Consider the following 15973-nt stretch of genomic DNA (forward strand, 5'->3'; position numbering starts at 1 on the left):
GAAGCGGAGTTTACGAGTGGTAAATGAGCATTCCGAAGCCATTTTCAACGCCGTTTGGCCGACGCGCAGCAGACTTTGAACAGGCTCTTAGACACCTCGAGGTCTCTCCATGGCTATTCCTTCGATTCTCCAACGCCTCTGGCTGCTCCTGGCGAGCGGTGCCCTGGCGCTGTCCGCCCAGGCTGCCGAACCCCAGAAGATTCGCCTCGGCATCAACGATAGCCCGCAGAACGCCGCCCTGGAGCGCGCCGCCGAGCTGGCGCGGGAAAAGGGCGTGGAGGTGGAGATCGTCGCCTTCAGCGACTGGAACACGCCGAACCTGGCGCTCGCCCACGGCGACATCGACGTCAACTACTTCCAGCATCAGCCGTTCCTGGACAACGCCAATGCCCAGAATGGCTATGGCCTGGTGCCCATCGCCTATGGCGTGGAGAACAAGGTCGGGCTCTATTCCAAGCGGGTGAAGAGCTTCGCCGAGGTGCCCGATGGTGCCACCGTGGCGGTGGCCGACGATCCGGTCAACCAGGGGCGCGGGTTGCAGCTCTATGCCCGCGCCGGGCTGATCCAGCTCAAGGCCGACGCCGGGCCCAAGGCCAGCCTGCAGGACATCGTCGCCAATCCCAGGCATTTGACGTTCATCGAGCTGCCGGGTCCACAACTGGCGCGGGTACTGGACGACGTGACCCTGGCACAGAGCTATCCCTCGCACATCCTCGCGGCCGGCACCACCGACCCTAACAGCGCCCTGCTGTTCAGCGACGATGAGGCCAACGGCCACCTCTATGCCCTGCGCTTCGTCACCAAGCCGGAAAAGGCCGACGACCCGGCGATCCGTACCTTCATCCAGGTGTTCCAGAGCGATCCGCGGGTGCGCGAGGCCATCGCCCAGGCCTATGGCAATCCGCAGCTCTACAGCCTGGCCTGGCTGAACCGGCAGGAGGCTTCGCGATGAGCAGTGCACTACGGCAAACCCTGGAACGGCAGACGCCAGTCGAGCCCGGGACGGTGCCCGCGCGGGAGCACCTGCGCCTGAGCGGGGTGCAGAAGGTCTATACCGGTGGCGCGCTGCCGGTCACCGCCCTGGCGGACATCGACCTGTCCATCGCGCGCGGCGAGATCTTCGGCATCATCGGCCGCAGCGGCGCCGGCAAGTCCAGCCTGATCCGCACCCTCAATCGCCTGGAAGACGCCAGTGCTGGCCAGGTGCTGATCGATGGCGTCGACATCGGCACCCTGAGTGGCAGCCAGTTGGTCGCTTTGCGGCGGCGCATCGGCATGATCTTCCAGCACTTCAATTTGCTGGCGTCGCAGACGGTCCTGGAGAACCTGGCCTTGCCGCTCAAGGCGGCGGGCTTTCGGCGCGCCGAGATCGAACAGCGCGCCCGTGAGCTGCTGGAGCTCGTGGGCCTGCAGGGCAAGGAGCAGGTCTATCCCTCGCGCCTTTCTGGCGGCCAGAAGCAGCGGGTGGGCATCGCCCGCGCCCTGATGCTCAAACCCGAGATACTGCTCTGCGACGAAGCCACCTCGGCGCTGGACCCGGAGACCACCCAGTCGATCCTGGCGCTGCTGCAGGACATCAATCGCCGCCTGGGCCTGACCATCGTGCTCATCACCCACGAGATGGCGGTGATCCGCCAGATCTGCGACCGGGTGGTGGTGCTGGAACACGGTCGTATCGTCGAGCAAGGACCTGTGTGGCAACTGTTCGGCGCGCCCCAGGCCGAAGCTACCCAGGCGCTGCTGGCACCCCTGGCGGCGCAGCTGCCGGCGGATCTTGCCAATCGCCTGAGCGCCACCCGCCAGCCGGGTGCGCGGGCGGTGCTGGAGCTGAGTTACGACGGCCAGGGCGTGGAACCCGATTTCCAGGCCCTGGGCCAGGCCCTCGGCGCACCGGTGGAGCTGTTGCACGGCGGTATCGATCGCATCCAGGGGCGCGCCCTCGGCCGCCTGCTGGTGGCCACCACGGCACCGGAACGGCGGCTGACCAGTTTCCTGACCCAGGCCGGGCTGTTCGCCCGGGCGGAGGTGCTGGGCTATGTCTGAGTTCATGCTCAAGGCGCTGTGGAAGGCCTTCCTCGATACCCTGACCATGGTCAGCGTCTCCGCGCTCATCGTCTGGTTCGTCGGCATCGCCCTGGCGGTGGTGCTGGTCACTACCGGGCGTGGCGCCATCTTCGCCGCGCCCACCCTCAACCGGGTGCTGGGCACGGTGATCAACGCCTTTCGCGCCACGCCCTTCATCATCCTGCTGGTGGCCCTGATCCCGCTGACGCGGCTGATCACCGGGACCACCATCGGCGTCTGGGCGGCGGTGGTGCCCATTACCCTCAGCGCCACGCCGTTCTTCGCCCGCATCGCCGAGGTCAGCCTGCGCGAGGTCGGGGGCGGGGTGATCGAGGCTGCCCAGGCGCTGGGTTGCGAACGGCGGCACATCGTCTTCAACGTGCTGCTGCCCGAAGCATTGCCGGGGATCATCGGCGGTTTCACCGTGACCCTGGTGGCCATGATCGGCGCCTCGGCCATGGCCGGTGCCATAGGCGCAGGGGGGTTGGGTGACCTGGCGATCCGCTATGGCTACCAGCGCTACGACACCCAGGTGATGGCGGTGGTGATCGTTATCCTGGTGGTGCTGGTGTGCGGCATCCAGTTCATCGGCGACCGCTACGTGCGGTACCTGCGGGCGCGTTAGCTCAACCGGGACAAATAAGGTGGCAGTTCCGGGTCGGGCAGCACCGAGAGCACCTTGAGGCGCTGCAGGGTGCGATCGCGGCCACGCAGGAGGTGGTTGCGCAACTGGCTGGCCGCCGAGTCGGGACTGCCCACCAGCAGGGATTCCAGCACCAGGCGATGCTCCACCAGCACCGCCTCGTCCAGCGGGGTGCCGAGCGACTGGTGGAAGATGCGCGAGACATTCAGCGGACTCTGGTTGTGGGCGATCAGCTGGGTCAACTTGCGATTGCGCAGGCCGGCCAGGCAACGCCCATGCAGATCCGCCTCGATGCGTTCCACCGCCGCCCAGGAGGTGGGGGCAGGGTGGCCGGCCAGCTGCTCCAGCCGTTCGAGCATCGCCAGCAGCTCGCTGCGTGCCAGGCCCGGTGCGGTCTGCAACAGCGCCTCGGGTTCCAGCAGGGCGCGGATCTCGTAGTCGTCGCGGATGGCCTGGGCGGTCAGGGGACCGGCCAGCCACTGGCCATAGGGTTCCTTTTCCACCAGGCCGCGATCGCGCAGGCGCATCAGGGCTTCGCGCACCACGGCGCGACTGACGCCCAGGTGGTCCGCCGCCTGCTGCTCGTCCAGGCGGAAATGGCCGAAGAGCATGGCGTGGCTGACACAGGCGGCGATCTCATCGCCGACCCGCTCGCCCAGGGAGCGCGTATCGATCAGTTCGTCGCTGCTGTCCAGCCCGAGCAACTGGCGGGTCAGCGGTTGGCGCTGCGGCTCGCCCGCGGTGCCGGCCGGATCGATCAGATAGCCGCGCCCTTCGAAGCGACGGATCAGGCCTTCCTCCTGCAGCAGCGTCAGCGCCTGGCGCACGGGTACCCGGCTGGTGCCGAACAGCTGCGCCAGCGGCGCCTCGACCAGGACCAGGCCCGGCGCTGCACGGCCGGCCAGGATGGCTTCGCGCAGCGCGCTGCGGATCATCGCGTAGCGCGCGGCAGTACGACTGTCATCGAGGGGGGCGGGGACTGCTGCCGACATCCGGGGGACTTCCAGAAACGAGATGAGAATTGTGGCACAGGCCAGAGGCCTTTCGCGCGTTACCGGCCGGGTCTGGCGCACGCACGGTAACGGGGCAGGCGTTACGGTTCTGCACAAAAATGGATCTATTTATTATAAGTACATTTTATCGACCGGTTTGAAGAACAGCTCAAGTGGGCGCTGAGCGTCAGCTTTCCGAGTAATGCCGTTCTTTTTCTTCAAGCTGGCACAAAGCCTGCTCTATTAAACGTATCAAATTATAAAATGTACGTTTAAGGAGCGACGATGGAGTCCGCCCAAGCCTTGTCCCTGGATGCCGTCGGTCTTGGCGAGGCCTACGCCGCCGGTATCCTCGATCCGGTCGCGGTTTTCGAGGCCGCGCTGGCGCGCGCCCAGGCATCCTCGGCCGTATTCATCAGCCTGACCGCCGCGCGTGGACGCGCCGAAGCCCTGGCCGCGCGCGAGCGCTGGCAGACTGGGCAGCCGCGCTCGCCGCTGGATGGCGTGCCGCTGGCCTGGAAGGATCTGTTCGACCTGCAGGGCGAGGTCACCACCTGCGGCGCCGAGCTGCGCCGTCTGGCGCCACCGGCCGCCACCGACGCCGAGCTGGTGCAGCGCCTGAGCCGGGCCGGCCTGGTCAGCCTGGGCAAGGTCAATCTCAGCGAATTCGCCTATTCCGGTGTGGGATCGAATCCTCATTTCGGCACGCCTGCCAATCCCCGGGCGCAGGGTGAGGTGCGCATACCCGGCGGCTCCTCCTCGGGGTCGGCGGTGGCTGTCGCCGCCGGCATCGTGCCCCTCGCCCTCGGTACCGACACCGCCGGTTCGGTGCGCCTGCCGGCCGCGCTCAATGGGCTGGTGGGTTATCGCCCCAGCCTGGGGCGCTATCCGGCGACCGGCATCTTTCCGTTGGCCGCATCCTATGACGTGCCGGGTCCGCTGGCGCGCAGCCTGCGCGATGTGCAGTGCCTGGATCGGCTGCTGGTGGGCGGCGCCGCGCGACCGCTACCGGCAGCGACCGAATTGCGCCTGGTGCTTGACTCAAGCGTGCTGGAGGACGCCCGGGTGGAATCCACGGTGCGAGCCAATCTGCTTGCAGTCGCCGACCGTCTGGCCCGCGCTGGGGTCAGGGTGGAGCGCCGCGCCCGTACGGTCTTCGCCGATGCCCTGGAGTTTCTTGCCGAAGAAGGTTGGCCAGGTGCCTTGGAAGCCTTCGCCCTGCATCGCGAACTGCTCGACGGCCCCGACGCCGAGCGTCTGGATCCGCGGGTACGCCAGCGCCTGGAGCGGGCCCGGGCATTGCCGGACGGTCACCTGGCCAGGCTGCATGAACGCCGCGACCAGCTGCGGGCGCGATTCGCTACTGAATTCGCCCAGGCCCTGCTGCTGGTGCCGACTGTGAGCCGCGTGGCACCGCTGCTGGCTCCTCTGGAAGCCGACACAGACCTCTTCGCGGCCACCAATCTGGAACTGCTGCGCCTGACCATGGCCGGCAGCCTGCTCGGCGCGCCCGGCGTATCGCTACCCAGCGGCCGCGATGCCCAGGGCCTGCCCACCGGCCTGCTGCTGGTAGCCCCGGCGGCGGCGGACGAGCGCCTGCTCGATGCCGCCACGGCCCTGGAAGCTCAGCTCCGCGTTTGATTTCAAGCGGCGGTGGCGGGGGCCCGGCTCCGCCATCGACCTGTGTCTTTCCGGGTACTGGAGGTTGCAACGATGGCCAAAGAAATCTTCGTTTCCATCGGCGTCGACGTCGACGCGGTGGCAGGCTGGCTGGGCTCCTACGGCGGCGAAGATTCGCCCGATGACATCTCCCGCGGATTGTTCGCCGGCGAAGTGGGGGCGCCGCGGCTGCTCAAGCTGTTCGAGCGCTACGGCCTCAAGACCACCTGGTTCATTCCCGGGCATTCGGTGGAAACCTTTCCCGAACAGATGCAGGCCGTCGCGGCCGCCGGCCACGAGATCGGCATCCACGGCTATAGCCACGAGAATCCCATCGCCATGACCCCCGAGCAGGAGGAGGCGGTGCTGGACAAGTCCATCGAGCTGATCACCACCCTGGCCGGCAAACGGCCCACCGGCTACGTGGCGCCCTGGTGGGAATTCAGCCGGGTGACCAACGAGCTGCTGCTGAAGAAAGGCATCAAGTACGACCACAGCCTGATGCACAACGACTTCAGCCCGTATTACGTGCGGGTCGGCGACAACTGGACCAAGATCGACTACAGCCAGCAGCCCGAGAGCTGGATGAAGCCCTTGGTGCGGGGCCAGGAGACCGACCTGGTGGAGATCCCGGCCAACTGGTACCTCGACGACCTGCCGCCGATGATGTTCATCAAGAAGGCGCCCAACAGCCACGGTTTCGTCAATCCGCGCCATCTGGAAGAGATGTGGCGCGACCAGTTCGACTGGGTCTATCGCGAGCTGGACTACGCCGTCTTCCCCATCACCATCCATCCCGATGTCTCGGGGCGGCCGCAGGTGCTGCTGATGCTCGAACGCCTGATCGAGCACATCCAGGGTCACGCCGGGGTGCGCTTCGCCACCATGGACGAGATCGCCGACGACTTCCTGCGGCGCCAGCCGCGCCAGCGCTAAGCGCCTTTTCATAATCTCGCGAGCTAGAGCCAAACAAGGCGAAAAGGGCTGAGGAAGCGGAGTTTACGAGTGGTAAATGAGCATTCCGAAGCCATTTTCAACGCAGTTTGGCCGACGCGCAGCAGATTTTGAGCAGGCTCTAAGCGCCCAGCCCAAAGGTACAGGACCATGACCCTCCCTGCCGCCCCTTCGCTCCACCCGGAAACCCCCACGGCTGCCTGGAAACCGCAGCCGCTGTCTTCCGGCGATGTCCGCTACGCCACCTGGATCGCCTTCTTCGCCTGGGTGTTCGCCGTCTACGATTTCATCCTGTTCGGCACCCTGCTGCCGGTGATGGGCGGACACTTCAATTGGAGCGAGGCCGAACAGGCCGAACTCGCCACCTGGGTGGCGCTGGGCGGGGCCATCATCGCCTTCGCCATCGGCCCGCTGGTGGACCGCATCGGTCGCCGCGGCGGCATCATCGTCACCATCGGCGGCACCGCCCTGTGCTCGGCGCTGACCGCGCTGTGCGCCGGCATGGGCAAGGTGCCGCTGGTGCTGGTGCGCTCGGTGGCCGGCCTGGGCTACGCGGAGGAGGGGGTCAACGCCACCTACCTGACCGAGGTCTATGCCGCCTCCGACGATCCGCGGCTAATCCGGCGCCGGGGCTTCATCTACAGCCTGGTGCAGAGCGGCTGGCCGATCGGCGCCCTGATCGCCGCCGGGCTCACCGCCTTGCTGCTGCCACACATCGGCTGGCAGGGCTGCTTCGTGTTCGCTGCCGTGCCGGCCTTCGTCATCGCCGTGCTGGCGCGCAAGCTCAAGGAGAGTCCGCAATTCCAGGTGCATGCCCGGATCCAGCGCCTGCGTCGCGAAGGCCAGGAACAGGACGCCCGCAGCCTGGCCCATGAGTACGGGGTGGACTACGAAGAGCACGCCAAGGCCGGCGTGGCCATGGCCTTCAAGGGCCAGGCCCTGCGCCCGATCCTGGTGCTGAGCCTGGCCATCCTGCTCAACTGGTCGGCGATCCAGGTGTTCAGCGTGCTGGGGACCTCGGTGATCGTCAGCGTGCACAAGCTCAGCTTCGAGAATTCGCTGTGGATCCTGGTGCTGTCCAACGCCGTCGGCTTCATCGGCTACCTCTTCCATGGCTGGCTGGGCGATCGCATCGGCCGGCGCAACACCGTGGCCCTCGGCTGGATGTGCGGCGGCCTGGCCTTCTTCGCCATGCTGCAGGCGCCCAGCCAGTTGGTACCGGTGGTGGCGCTCTACAGCCTGGGGCTGTTCTTTCTCACCGGCCCCTATTCGGCCATGTTGTTCTTCATGGGCGAAAGCTTTCCCACCAGCATCCGCGCCACGGGGGGAGCCATCGTCCATGCCATGGGACCGATCGGCGCCATCCTCGCCGGCCTCGGCATCACCAGCGTGCTCGGCAGCGGTGGCCAGTGGCACAGCGCCGCGCTCTGGTTCGGCGCCCTGCCGTGCTTCCTCTCCGGCCTGGTGATGTGGGCCGCGCGCCATGTCGAACCCAGCAGCCTCAAATGACAGGAGCCTCGATGAACGCTCACACCTCACCCGTCGCCCTGATCACCGGCGCCGCCAGCGGCATCGGCCAGGCCCTGGCCGTCACCTATGCTCGCCATGGCGTGCGGGTGGTCGGCGGCTACTATCCCGGCGATCCTCATGACCCCGAAGACACCCGGCGGCTGGTGGCCGCCGCAGGTGGCGAATGCCTGCTCGAACCCCTGGACGTCAGCGACAGCGCCTCGGTGGATGCCCTGGCCGATGCCGCCCTGGCGCACTTCGGCCGCCTCGACTATGCCGTGGCCAACGCCGGGCTCCTGCGCGCCGCACCGCTGCTGGAGATGAGCGATGAGCGCTGGCACGAGATGCTCGACGTCGACCTCACCGGCGTCATGCGCACCTTTCGTGCCGCCGCGCGGCACCTGGGGGAGGGCGGTGCCCTGGTGGCCATCTCCTCCATCGCCGGCGGCGTCTATGGCTGGCAGGACCATGCCCATTACGCCGCCGCAAAGGCCGGGGTGCCGGGACTGTGTCGCTCGCTGGCCGTCGAACTGGCGCCGCGTGGCATCCGCTGCAACGCGGTGATTCCCGGTCTGATCGAGACGCCGCAATCGCTGGACGCCAAGAACTCCCTGGGTCCGGAGGGCCTGGCCAAGGCCGCCCGCAGCATTCCCCTGGGGCGGGTCGGCCGGCCCGACGAGGTGGCGGCGCTGGTGCGCTTCCTGACCAGTACCGAAGCCAGCTACATCACCGGCCAGAGTCTGATCGTCGATGGCGGTCTCACCGTCCGCTGGCCCGATTGAGGAGAAGAGCATGTTCGAGCTGACAGACCGCCGCGCCCTGGTGACCGGCGCGGCCAGCGGGATCGGCGCCGCCATCGCCCGCAGCTATGCCGCTGCGGGGGCGCGCCTGGTGCTGGCCGACCGCGACGCCGAGCGACTGGCGCGGGCGGCCGCGGAATGCCGTGCCCTGGGGGCCGTGGTGACCGAGACCGTCGCCGACGTCGGCCAGCCGGAGGGCGCCTGGGCCGGAGTGGATGCCTGCGTGGCGGCCCATGGCGGCATCGACATCCTGGTCAACAACGCCGGGATGCTGACCCAGGCGCCCTGCGTCGACCTGACCCTGGCGCAGTGGAACGACATGCTGCGCGTCGACCTCACCAGCGTCTTTCTCGCCAGCCAGCGCGCCCTGCCGCACATGCAGGCGCAACACTGGGGACGCATCATCAACGTCGCTTCCCAGCTCGGCATCAAGGGCGGCGCCGAACTCTGTCACTATGCGGCGGCCAAGGCCGGGGTGATCGGCTTCACCAAGTCGCTGGCACTGGAGGTGGGCCGCGACAACGTGCTGGTCAACGCCATCGCCCCCGGGCCCATCGAGACGCCCCTGGTGGACGGTATCAGCGCCGAGTGGAAGGCGGCCAAGGCGCGTGAACTGCCGCTGGGCCGCTTCGGTCGCGCGGAGGAGGTGGCGCCGGTGGCGCTGCTGCTGGCCAGCGATCCGGGTGGCAATCTCTTCGTCGGCCAGACCCTGGGTCCCAATGCCGGCGACGTCATGCCCTAGGAGGTAGCCATGTGCGGACTGTGCGGCCTGCTCGGCCCGGATCTCCATTGGAGCGATCCGCTGGGCGATGACCTGCCCCGGCGGCGTGAGCGCCTGCGTCGGGTCGCCGCCATCAACCGGGTGGTGGCGCCTTTCCGGCTGACCGTGAGCGATGTTCAGGGCGCCTCCTACCTGATCCAGGGCCCGACCGGGCGCCAGGCCCTGGCCGAGGGCCTGGACGACCTCTGGCGCCAGGCCGAGGCGGTGCTGGGGCGACCGCTCGATCCCCTGGACCCGCGGGTGCTGGCGCCGCTGGAGTTGGCGCCATGAGCCTTGCCGTCAATGTCATCACCGGCTTTCTCGGCAGCGGCAAGACCACCCTGCTGCGGCGGCTGCTGGCCCAGGAGACCCTGGGCGAGACGGCGCTGCTGATCAACGAATTCGGCGAGGTCGGCATCGACCACCTGCTGGTGGAAGAGGTGGCCCCGGACACCGTGCTGCTGCCCAGCGGCTGCGTCTGCTGCTCGGTGCGGGGTGACCTCAAGGCGGCGTTGCTGACGTTGCACGGACGTCGCAGCCGCGGCGAGATCCCGGCCTTTCGCCGGGTGTTGCTGGAGACCACCGGGTTGGCCGATCCAGGGCCCATCCTGGCCACCCTCAATCTCGATCCCCAGTTGCGCGGCCGCTTCCACCTGGGCTTGCTGGTGACCGTGGTGGACGCCGAGCACGCCGCGTTGCAGGAGGGCTTGCACCCGGAGTGGCTCAACCAGGTCACCGCCGCCGACCGCCTGCTGCTGAGCAAGGCCGACCGGGTCGCGCCTGCCGTGCTGGAGCGGCTGGATCGGCATCTGGCCCAGCTCAATCCCACCGCCACCCGGGCGCTGACGTCCAGTGTGGTCAATGGTGACGAGCTGCTGCTGGGCGAGGGCTTGCGCGCCGCCGATCCCGCCGCCGAGGTTGGTCGCTGGCGGCTGTTCGCCGCGGTCGCCGAAGGCCGCCACGGCAGCGCCGAGGTCTGCTGCCTGGAGTTCGACCGGCCGCTGGACTGGATGGCCTTCGGGGTGTGGCTGTCGATGCTGCTAAGATGCCACGGGCAACGCATCCTCCGAGTCAAGGGTATCCTCGACGTGATCGACGCCAGCCAACCCATCGTCATCCACGGTGTGCAGCACAGCCTGCATCCGCCGGTGCACCTGCCGGCCTGGCCGGCGGGCGAACGCCGCTCGCGGCTGGTATTCATCGTCCGTGACCTGGACACCGCGCTGCTCAGACGCTCCTTCGCCGCCTTCATGGGCGGACTGGGACGGGCCGCATGAGCACGCCGCTGACCCTGAGGGTGCTGGGCACCTCGGTGACCCTGCTCGAACCCATCCGCCAGCGGGCGGAGGCGGAGCTGGGCATCCGCCTGGTCTACCAGATCCATGATGTCCAGACCGCCCAGCGCATCGCGGTGCTGGAGCCGGGCAGCTACGATCTCTATGACCAGTGGTTCCACAACGTCGACTTCGTCTGGCCGGCGCGGGCGATCCAGCCCATCGACATCCGCCGTATCGCGCTCTGGGAGGAGATCAACGACCTGCCCAAGCGCGGCCGGCTACATGCCACGGATCGCCTTGCGCCGGGCTGCCGCCCTTGCGACCGCCTCTATGTGCAGCACGACGGCAGTCTCGGTGGCCAGCCCAGCGAACGTATCAGCATGCTGCCGCTGACCCACAACGCCGACAGCTTCGCCTATCGTCCGGAAAGCCTGCCTGCCGCCCTGGTGGGTCAGCAGGAGAGCTGGGCCTGGCTGATCGACGAAGGCTGGTGCGGCCACAGCGCCCTGCAGAGCGACGCCGCCATCGGCGCCCTGGATGCCGCCCTGGCGATCCAGGCCACTGGTCTCGCCCGTTTCGACGACATTGGCAACCTGCGCCTGGAGGAGATCGACCGCCTGGCCGAGCTGCTGGTGGAGCGCCAGCGCCATCGGCATTTCGCGGCGTTCTGGTCCGACGACCGCAGCGCTGGTGAGCTGGCCCTGGCTGCCGGGGTGGATATCCAGAGTCTCTGGTCGCCCATGCTCATGGCCCTGCACCGGGCGGGGGTGGATTACCGGGTGGCGGTACCGCGCGAGGGTTATCGCGCCTGGTTCGGTGGCCTGTCGCTGTCGCGCTGCGCCGAGGGACGGGTACGCGACGCCGCCTATGCCTACCTCAACTGGTGGCTGGCCGGCTGGCCCGGCGCGGTGATGGCGCGCCAGGGCTTCTACATCGCCAATCCGGTCCGGGCGCGGGATCACCTCAGCGCAGCCGAGTGGGACTTCTGGTACGACGGCCTGCCCGCACGGGAGGAGTTGCACGGTAGCGACGGCCTGCCACTGATCGAGGTGGGCCAGCGTCGTGAAGGCGGTTCCTATGCCGAGCGGATGAGCCATATCGGCGTGTGGAATTCGGTGATGGACGAACACAACTACCTGGTGCGTCGCTGGAGCGAATTCCTGCGGACCACCGCGGGCTGACCTGGCCTTTGTACGAAAATGCCGTGCCAGAGCCGTTGGCGAGCTGTTGCTGCGGCAACAGTGGTCGGGCAGCTGTCGCTCGGGCTACAGCCGACATCGTCTTTATTTTATAATCAAGTCATTGATTTTATTGTTCTTTTAGACTTGGTTCGGTTCTTGATTAGAGGTTCAGGGTCACTGTATCGCTCGCCCCTGCGGCGAGCCCAACCCGGAGAGCCTTTGGATGTCGCAGAACCCCGTCAAATTCGCCTATTGGGTCCCCAACGTCAGCGGCGGCCTGGTCGTCAGCAACATCGAGCAGCGCACCCATTGGGGCATCGACTACAACCGCAAGCTGGCCCAGCTCGCCGAGCAGGCCGGCTTCGACTACGCCCTGACGCAGATCCGCTTCACCGCCGGCTACGGCGCCGAGTACCAGCATGAATCGGTGGCCTTCAGCCATGCGTTGCTGGCCGCCACCGAGCGACTCAAGGTGATCGCCGCCATCCTGCCCGGTCCCTGGAATCCGGCGCTGGCGGCCAAGCAGCTGGCGACCATCGACCAGCTCACCAACGGCCGCATCGCGATCAACCTGGTGTCCGGCTGGTTCAAGGGCGAATTCCACGGCATCGGCGAACCCTGGTTGGAGCACGACGAGCGCTATCGCCGTTCCGAGGAATTCATCCGCGCCCTCAAGGGCATCTGGACCCAGGACAACTTCACCTTTGCCGGCGATTTCTATCGTTTCCGCGACTACACCCTGAAGCCCAAGCCGCTACAGCAGCCACACCCGGAAATCTTCCAGGGCGGCAGTTCGCGGGCAGCGCGGGACATGGCGGCGCGGGTGTCGGACTGGTACTTCACCAACGGTGGCACCCGCGAGGACATCCGCGCCCAGGTGCAGGATCTGCGCGCCAAGGCCGCGGCGGAGGGGCGCCAGGTCAAGATCGGCGTCAACGCCTTCATCATCGCCCGCGACACCGAGGCCGAGGCGCGCGAGGTCCTGCAGGACATCGTCGCCCAGGCCAATCCCGAAGCGGTCAAGGCCTTCGGTGATGCGGCGCGCCAAGCCGGTGCTGCCAGCCCGGAAGGCCAGGGCAACTGGGCCAACTCCAGTTTCGAGGACCTGGTGCAGTACAACGACGGCTTCAAGCCCAACCTGATCGGTACTCCGGAACAGGTCGCCGAGCGCATCGTGGCGCTCAAGGCGGAAGGCGTAGACCTGGTACTGGCGGGCTTCCTGCACTTCCAGGAGGAGGTGGAGTATTTCGGCAAGCGGGTGCTGCCGCTGGTGCGCGAGCTGGAAGCCCGCGCTGCGGCGCAGGCGGCGGCCTAGGCCATGGGGGCAAACCTGGCGACGGCTAGCGCGCTACCGCCGGTATTGCTGGAGGTCAGCGACTTGACGCTGGCCTTCGGTGGCGTCACGGCCTTCACCGGGGTCAGCTTCCAGGTCCGCGAGGGCGAGATCTGCGCCCTCATCGGGCCCAATGGTGCCGGCAAGAGTTCGCTGCTCAATGTGATCAACGGACTCTACCGGCCACAGCAGGGCAGTGTGCGGCTGGCCGGTAGCGCCGCGGCCTTGCGGCGCCCCCAGGCCGCCGCCCACGCCGGGGTCGCCCGCACCTTCCAGAACCTGGCGCTGTTCAAGGGCATGAGCGTACTGGACAACGTGCTCACCGGACGGGGGCGCCATCGCCGGGCCTCCTGGCCGGAACAGGTCTTCGCCCTGGGACGGGCGCCGGCGGAAGAGCGGGCGCAGCGGGCAGTGGCCGAGTGGGCGCTGGATTTCCTGCACCTGGGCCCCTGGCGCGAGACCCTCGTGGGCAGCCTGCCCTATGGCTTGCAGAAGCGGGTGGAACTGGCCCGGGCGCTGGCTGCCCAGCCACGCCTGCTGCTGCTGGACGAGCCCATGGCGGGGATGAACGCCGGCGAGAAGCGGGAGCTGAGTGGCTACATCCAGGCCATCAACCGCGAGCGCGGCGTCACCGTGGTGCTGATCGAGCACGACATCCAGGTGGTGATGCAGCTGGCGGACCACGTGGTGGTGCTGGACTACGGTCGCCTCATCGCCGATGGCGCGCCTGCTGAGGTACGGCAGGACCCGGCGGTTATAGCTGCTTACCTAGGTACCCGTCATTAGGACATTGGACGCCACAGGGAGAAAACCATGGCGTTTTTCTTGGAAGTCTTGCTCGGCGGCCTGCTCGCCGGGGTGATGTATGCGCTGGTGGCGCTGGGCTTCGTGCTCATCTACCGGGCTTCGGGCGTGTTCAATTTCGCCCAGGGCGCCATGCTGCTGTTCGCCGCCCTCACCTATGTCAGCCTGGTGGAGCGCGGCCTGCCGGTCTGGCTGGCGCTGACGACGACCGTGGGTGCCATGGTGCTGCTGGCCGTGGCGGTGGAGCGCACGGTGCTGCGGCCGCTGGTGAATCGTTCACCCTTGGTGCTGTTCATGGCCACCCTGGGGCTGGCCTATTTCATCGAGGGTGCGGCCCAGGCGCTATGGGGCGCCCAGGTGCACGGCCTGGACCTGGGCATCGAGGACAGCCCGCTGGAACTGGGTGGCTTGCTGCTGTCGTCCTTCGATCTGTTCGCCGCGGCGGTAGCGGCGATGCTGGTGGTGGTCCTGTCGCTGCTGTTCGAACGGACGCGGTTGGGTATCTCGCTGCGCGCGGTGGCCGACGATCCGCTGGCGGCCCAGGCGGTGGGTATCCGGCTGCCGCGGATCTGGGCGCTGGTATGGGCGGTGGCGGGCTGCGTCGGCCTGGTGGCCGGGCTGCTCTGGGGCGCGCGGCTGGGGGTGCAGTTCTCACTGTCGCTGATCGTGCTCAAGGCGCTGCCGGTGCTGATCATCGGCGGCTTCTCCTCGATCACCGGTGCCATCGTCGGCGGCCTGCTGATCGGGGCCACTGAAAAGCTCGCCGAGGTCTATCTCGGCCCCGTCATCGGTGGCGGCATCGAGAACTGGTTTCCCTATGCCTTCGCCCTGGTATTTCTGCTGATTCGACCGGTCGGCCTGTTCGGCGAACCCACGGTCGAGCGCGTCTAGAGGATTCACCATGACCACCTCCGTCGACGCGCTGGCCGCGCGTCCGCTGTCTTCCCGTGCGCCCGCGATTCGGCCGGTACGCCTGGTAGTGGCCGTGCTCCTGGCCCTGGCCTGCGGCGTGCTGCCCTGGATCGGCAACGACTATCTGTTCAATGCCCTGCTGATTCCCTTCCTGGTGCTGGCCCTGGCCGGGCTGGGATTGAATCTGCTCACCGGCTACGCCGGGCAGCTGTCGCTGGGCTCGGCCGCCTTCATGGCGGTGGGCGCCTTCGCCACCTACAACCTGCAGGTGCGCCTGGGCTGGCCGTTGCCGCTGTGCCTGTTTGCCGGCGGCCTGCTGGCGGCGCTGGTATCGGTGCTGTTCGGCCTGCCCAGCCTGAGGATTCGCGGCTTCTACCTGATCGTCTCCAGCCTGGCCGCGCAATTCTTCATCCTCTGGGCGCTGACCCGCTTCGACTGGTTCTCCCATGGCAACGCCTCGGGGGTCATCAGCGCGCCACCCCTGGTGCTGCTGGGCCATGACTTCGGCGGGCCGCTGGGGCGCTATCTGGCCACCCTGGTGGTGGCGCTGGTGCTGTTCGCCTTGGCCGCGCGACTGGTGCATGGCGAACTGGGTCGCACCTGGATGGCGGTGCGCGATCGCGAGACCGCCGCCGCGGTGATGGGCCTGTCGGTGGTACGCGCCAAGTTGCTGGCCTTCGCCTTCAGTGGCTTCTACCTGGGCGTCGCCGGGGCGCTCTGGGCCTTCACCTACCTGGGGACCGTGGAGCCCAACGGCTTCGACCTGAGTCGCTCCTTCCAGATTCTCTTCATCGTCATCCTCGGTGGCCTGGGCAGCCTGGCCGGCAGCCTCTACGGCGCGGCCTTCATCGTGCTGTTCCCACTGCTGCTCTCCAACCTGGCCGGCTGGCTGCCGGGCGACCTCATCGCCGCGGGCCAGTTGGAGAACCTGCAGAAGATGGTCTTCGGCGCCCTGATCATCCTGGTGTTGATCAAGGAGCCCGAGGGCCTGGCCCGCCTCGCCACGCGCGCCTGGCAACGCCTGCGCCGACGCTGATCTCAACCTTCGTCGGCGGGAAGGCTCGCCGGCCCAACACCCCCAACAA

General features: G+C 67.7%; 16 protein-coding genes. 15 read left to right on the forward strand and 1 reads right to left on the reverse strand.

Features of this window, described 5'->3' with window-relative positions; genetic code table 11:
- Positions 1-109: 109 nt before the first annotated feature.
- The 3 genes from RND78_RS13980 to RND78_RS13990 are packed head-to-tail and all read left to right on the forward strand — an operon-like array spanning position 110 to position 2689.
- Positions 110-952, forward strand: coding sequence for a MetQ/NlpA family ABC transporter substrate-binding protein (locus RND78_RS13980; protein WP_312729549.1), 843 nt, complete (start codon positions 110-112; stop codon positions 950-952).
- Positions 949-2043 carry a methionine ABC transporter ATP-binding protein gene (locus RND78_RS13985; protein WP_312729550.1) on the forward strand — a complete coding sequence of 365 codons (1095 nt, stop codon included), beginning with the start codon at positions 949-951 and terminating at the stop codon, positions 2041-2043. Before RND78_RS13980 ends, RND78_RS13985 begins: the two co-directional genes overlap by 4 nt.
- A complete protein-coding gene (locus RND78_RS13990) occupies positions 2036-2689 on the forward strand; it encodes a methionine ABC transporter permease (protein ID WP_312729551.1) in 654 nt (217 codons plus the stop codon). The genes RND78_RS13985 and RND78_RS13990 overlap by 8 nt, the downstream gene beginning before the upstream one ends.
- On the opposite strand, the gene RND78_RS13995 is transcribed toward RND78_RS13990, so the two are convergent.
- Positions 2686-3699: a GntR family transcriptional regulator gene (locus tag RND78_RS13995; RefSeq protein ID WP_312729552.1), complete on the reverse strand. Its 1014-nt coding sequence runs from the start codon at positions 3697-3699 to the stop codon at positions 2686-2688. The genes RND78_RS13990 and RND78_RS13995 overlap by 4 nt on opposite strands.
- Positions 3700-3984: 285 nt before the next feature.
- Here RND78_RS13995 and RND78_RS14000 point away from each other — a divergent pair, with 285 nt between their 5' ends.
- The 12 genes from RND78_RS14000 to RND78_RS14055 all read left to right on the forward strand — a co-directional run bounded on the left by RND78_RS14000 (position 3985) and on the right by RND78_RS14055 (position 15924).
- Complete coding sequence (locus RND78_RS14000; RefSeq protein ID WP_312729553.1) at positions 3985-5340, forward strand: amidase; 1356 nt, start codon at positions 3985-3987, stop codon at positions 5338-5340.
- Positions 5341-5412: 72 nt separating this feature from the next.
- The gene (locus tag RND78_RS14005; protein ID WP_312729554.1) at positions 5413-6294 is read left to right on the forward strand and encodes a polysaccharide deacetylase; all 882 of its coding nucleotides are present in this window, start codon (positions 5413-5415) and stop codon (positions 6292-6294) included.
- Positions 6295-6462: 168 nt separating this feature from the next.
- Positions 6463-7821 (forward strand): MFS transporter, encoded by a 1359-nt coding sequence (locus tag RND78_RS14010; protein ID WP_312729555.1) that lies wholly within the window; start codon positions 6463-6465, stop codon positions 7819-7821.
- An 11-nt stretch (positions 7822-7832) separates the two neighbouring features.
- The gene (locus RND78_RS14015) at positions 7833-8603 is read left to right on the forward strand and encodes an SDR family NAD(P)-dependent oxidoreductase (protein ID WP_312729556.1); all 771 of its coding nucleotides are present in this window, start codon (positions 7833-7835) and stop codon (positions 8601-8603) included.
- A gap of 10 nt (positions 8604-8613) precedes the next feature.
- Positions 8614-9363 (forward strand): SDR family NAD(P)-dependent oxidoreductase, encoded by a 750-nt coding sequence (locus tag RND78_RS14020; RefSeq protein ID WP_312729557.1) that lies wholly within the window; start codon positions 8614-8616, stop codon positions 9361-9363.
- A gap of 9 nt (positions 9364-9372) precedes the next feature.
- On the forward strand, positions 9373-9672 hold the full coding sequence (locus tag RND78_RS14025; RefSeq protein ID WP_158897133.1) for a hypothetical protein: 300 nt from the start codon (positions 9373-9375) through the stop codon (positions 9670-9672).
- Complete coding sequence (locus tag RND78_RS14030) at positions 9669-10658, forward strand: GTP-binding protein (protein WP_312729558.1); 990 nt, start codon at positions 9669-9671, stop codon at positions 10656-10658. The genes RND78_RS14025 and RND78_RS14030 overlap by 4 nt, the downstream gene beginning before the upstream one ends.
- Positions 10655-11839: a signal peptide prediction gene (locus RND78_RS14035; RefSeq protein ID WP_312729560.1), complete on the forward strand. Its 1185-nt coding sequence runs from the start codon at positions 10655-10657 to the stop codon at positions 11837-11839. Before RND78_RS14030 ends, RND78_RS14035 begins: the two co-directional genes overlap by 4 nt.
- A gap of 223 nt (positions 11840-12062) precedes the next feature.
- Entirely contained in the window at positions 12063-13154 is a 1092-nt protein-coding gene (gene sfnG, locus RND78_RS14040; RefSeq protein WP_312729561.1) for a dimethylsulfone monooxygenase SfnG, read from the forward strand.
- Between the two features lie 3 nt (positions 13155-13157).
- Positions 13158-13958 carry an ABC transporter ATP-binding protein gene (locus tag RND78_RS14045; protein WP_312729562.1) on the forward strand — a complete coding sequence of 267 codons (801 nt, stop codon included), beginning with the start codon at positions 13158-13160 and terminating at the stop codon, positions 13956-13958.
- Between the two features lie 27 nt (positions 13959-13985).
- On the forward strand, positions 13986-14867 hold the full coding sequence (locus RND78_RS14050) for a branched-chain amino acid ABC transporter permease (protein ID WP_312729563.1): 882 nt from the start codon (positions 13986-13988) through the stop codon (positions 14865-14867).
- A gap of 10 nt (positions 14868-14877) precedes the next feature.
- Positions 14878-15924: a branched-chain amino acid ABC transporter permease gene (locus RND78_RS14055; RefSeq protein WP_312729565.1), complete on the forward strand. Its 1047-nt coding sequence runs from the start codon at positions 14878-14880 to the stop codon at positions 15922-15924.
- Positions 15925-15973: the final 49 nt, after the last annotated feature.

It is taken from the genome of Pseudomonas oryzihabitans (assembly GCF_032027545.1).
Lineage (GTDB): Bacteria > Pseudomonadota > Gammaproteobacteria > Pseudomonadales > Pseudomonadaceae > Chryseomonas > Chryseomonas oryzihabitans_F.

Coding starts and splice junctions, on each gene's coding strand:
- RND78_RS14010 (WP_312729555.1), top strand. CDS start 6,463: ATGACCCTCCCTGCCGCCCCTTCGCTCCACCCGGAAACCCCCACGGCT.
- RND78_RS13995 (WP_312729552.1), bottom strand. CDS start 3,699: ATGTCGGCAGCAGTCCCCGCCCCCCTCGATGACAGTCGTACTGCCGCG.
- RND78_RS13985 (WP_312729550.1), top strand. CDS start 949: ATGAGCAGTGCACTACGGCAAACCCTGGAACGGCAGACGCCAGTCGAG.
- RND78_RS14025 (WP_158897133.1), top strand. CDS start 9,373: ATGTGCGGACTGTGCGGCCTGCTCGGCCCGGATCTCCATTGGAGCGAT.
- RND78_RS14020 (WP_312729557.1), top strand. CDS start 8,614: ATGTTCGAGCTGACAGACCGCCGCGCCCTGGTGACCGGCGCGGCCAGC.
- RND78_RS14000 (WP_312729553.1), top strand. CDS start 3,985: ATGGAGTCCGCCCAAGCCTTGTCCCTGGATGCCGTCGGTCTTGGCGAG.
- RND78_RS14030 (WP_312729558.1), top strand. CDS start 9,669: ATGAGCCTTGCCGTCAATGTCATCACCGGCTTTCTCGGCAGCGGCAAG.
- sfnG (WP_312729561.1), top strand. CDS start 12,063: ATGTCGCAGAACCCCGTCAAATTCGCCTATTGGGTCCCCAACGTCAGC.
- RND78_RS14050 (WP_312729563.1), top strand. CDS start 13,986: ATGGCGTTTTTCTTGGAAGTCTTGCTCGGCGGCCTGCTCGCCGGGGTG.
- RND78_RS14045 (WP_312729562.1), top strand. CDS start 13,158: ATGGGGGCAAACCTGGCGACGGCTAGCGCGCTACCGCCGGTATTGCTG.
- RND78_RS14055 (WP_312729565.1), top strand. CDS start 14,878: ATGACCACCTCCGTCGACGCGCTGGCCGCGCGTCCGCTGTCTTCCCGT.
- RND78_RS13990 (WP_312729551.1), top strand. CDS start 2,036: ATGTCTGAGTTCATGCTCAAGGCGCTGTGGAAGGCCTTCCTCGATACC.
- RND78_RS14015 (WP_312729556.1), top strand. CDS start 7,833: ATGAACGCTCACACCTCACCCGTCGCCCTGATCACCGGCGCCGCCAGC.
- RND78_RS14005 (WP_312729554.1), top strand. CDS start 5,413: ATGGCCAAAGAAATCTTCGTTTCCATCGGCGTCGACGTCGACGCGGTG.
- RND78_RS14035 (WP_312729560.1), top strand. CDS start 10,655: ATGAGCACGCCGCTGACCCTGAGGGTGCTGGGCACCTCGGTGACCCTG.
- RND78_RS13980 (WP_312729549.1), top strand. CDS start 110: ATGGCTATTCCTTCGATTCTCCAACGCCTCTGGCTGCTCCTGGCGAGC.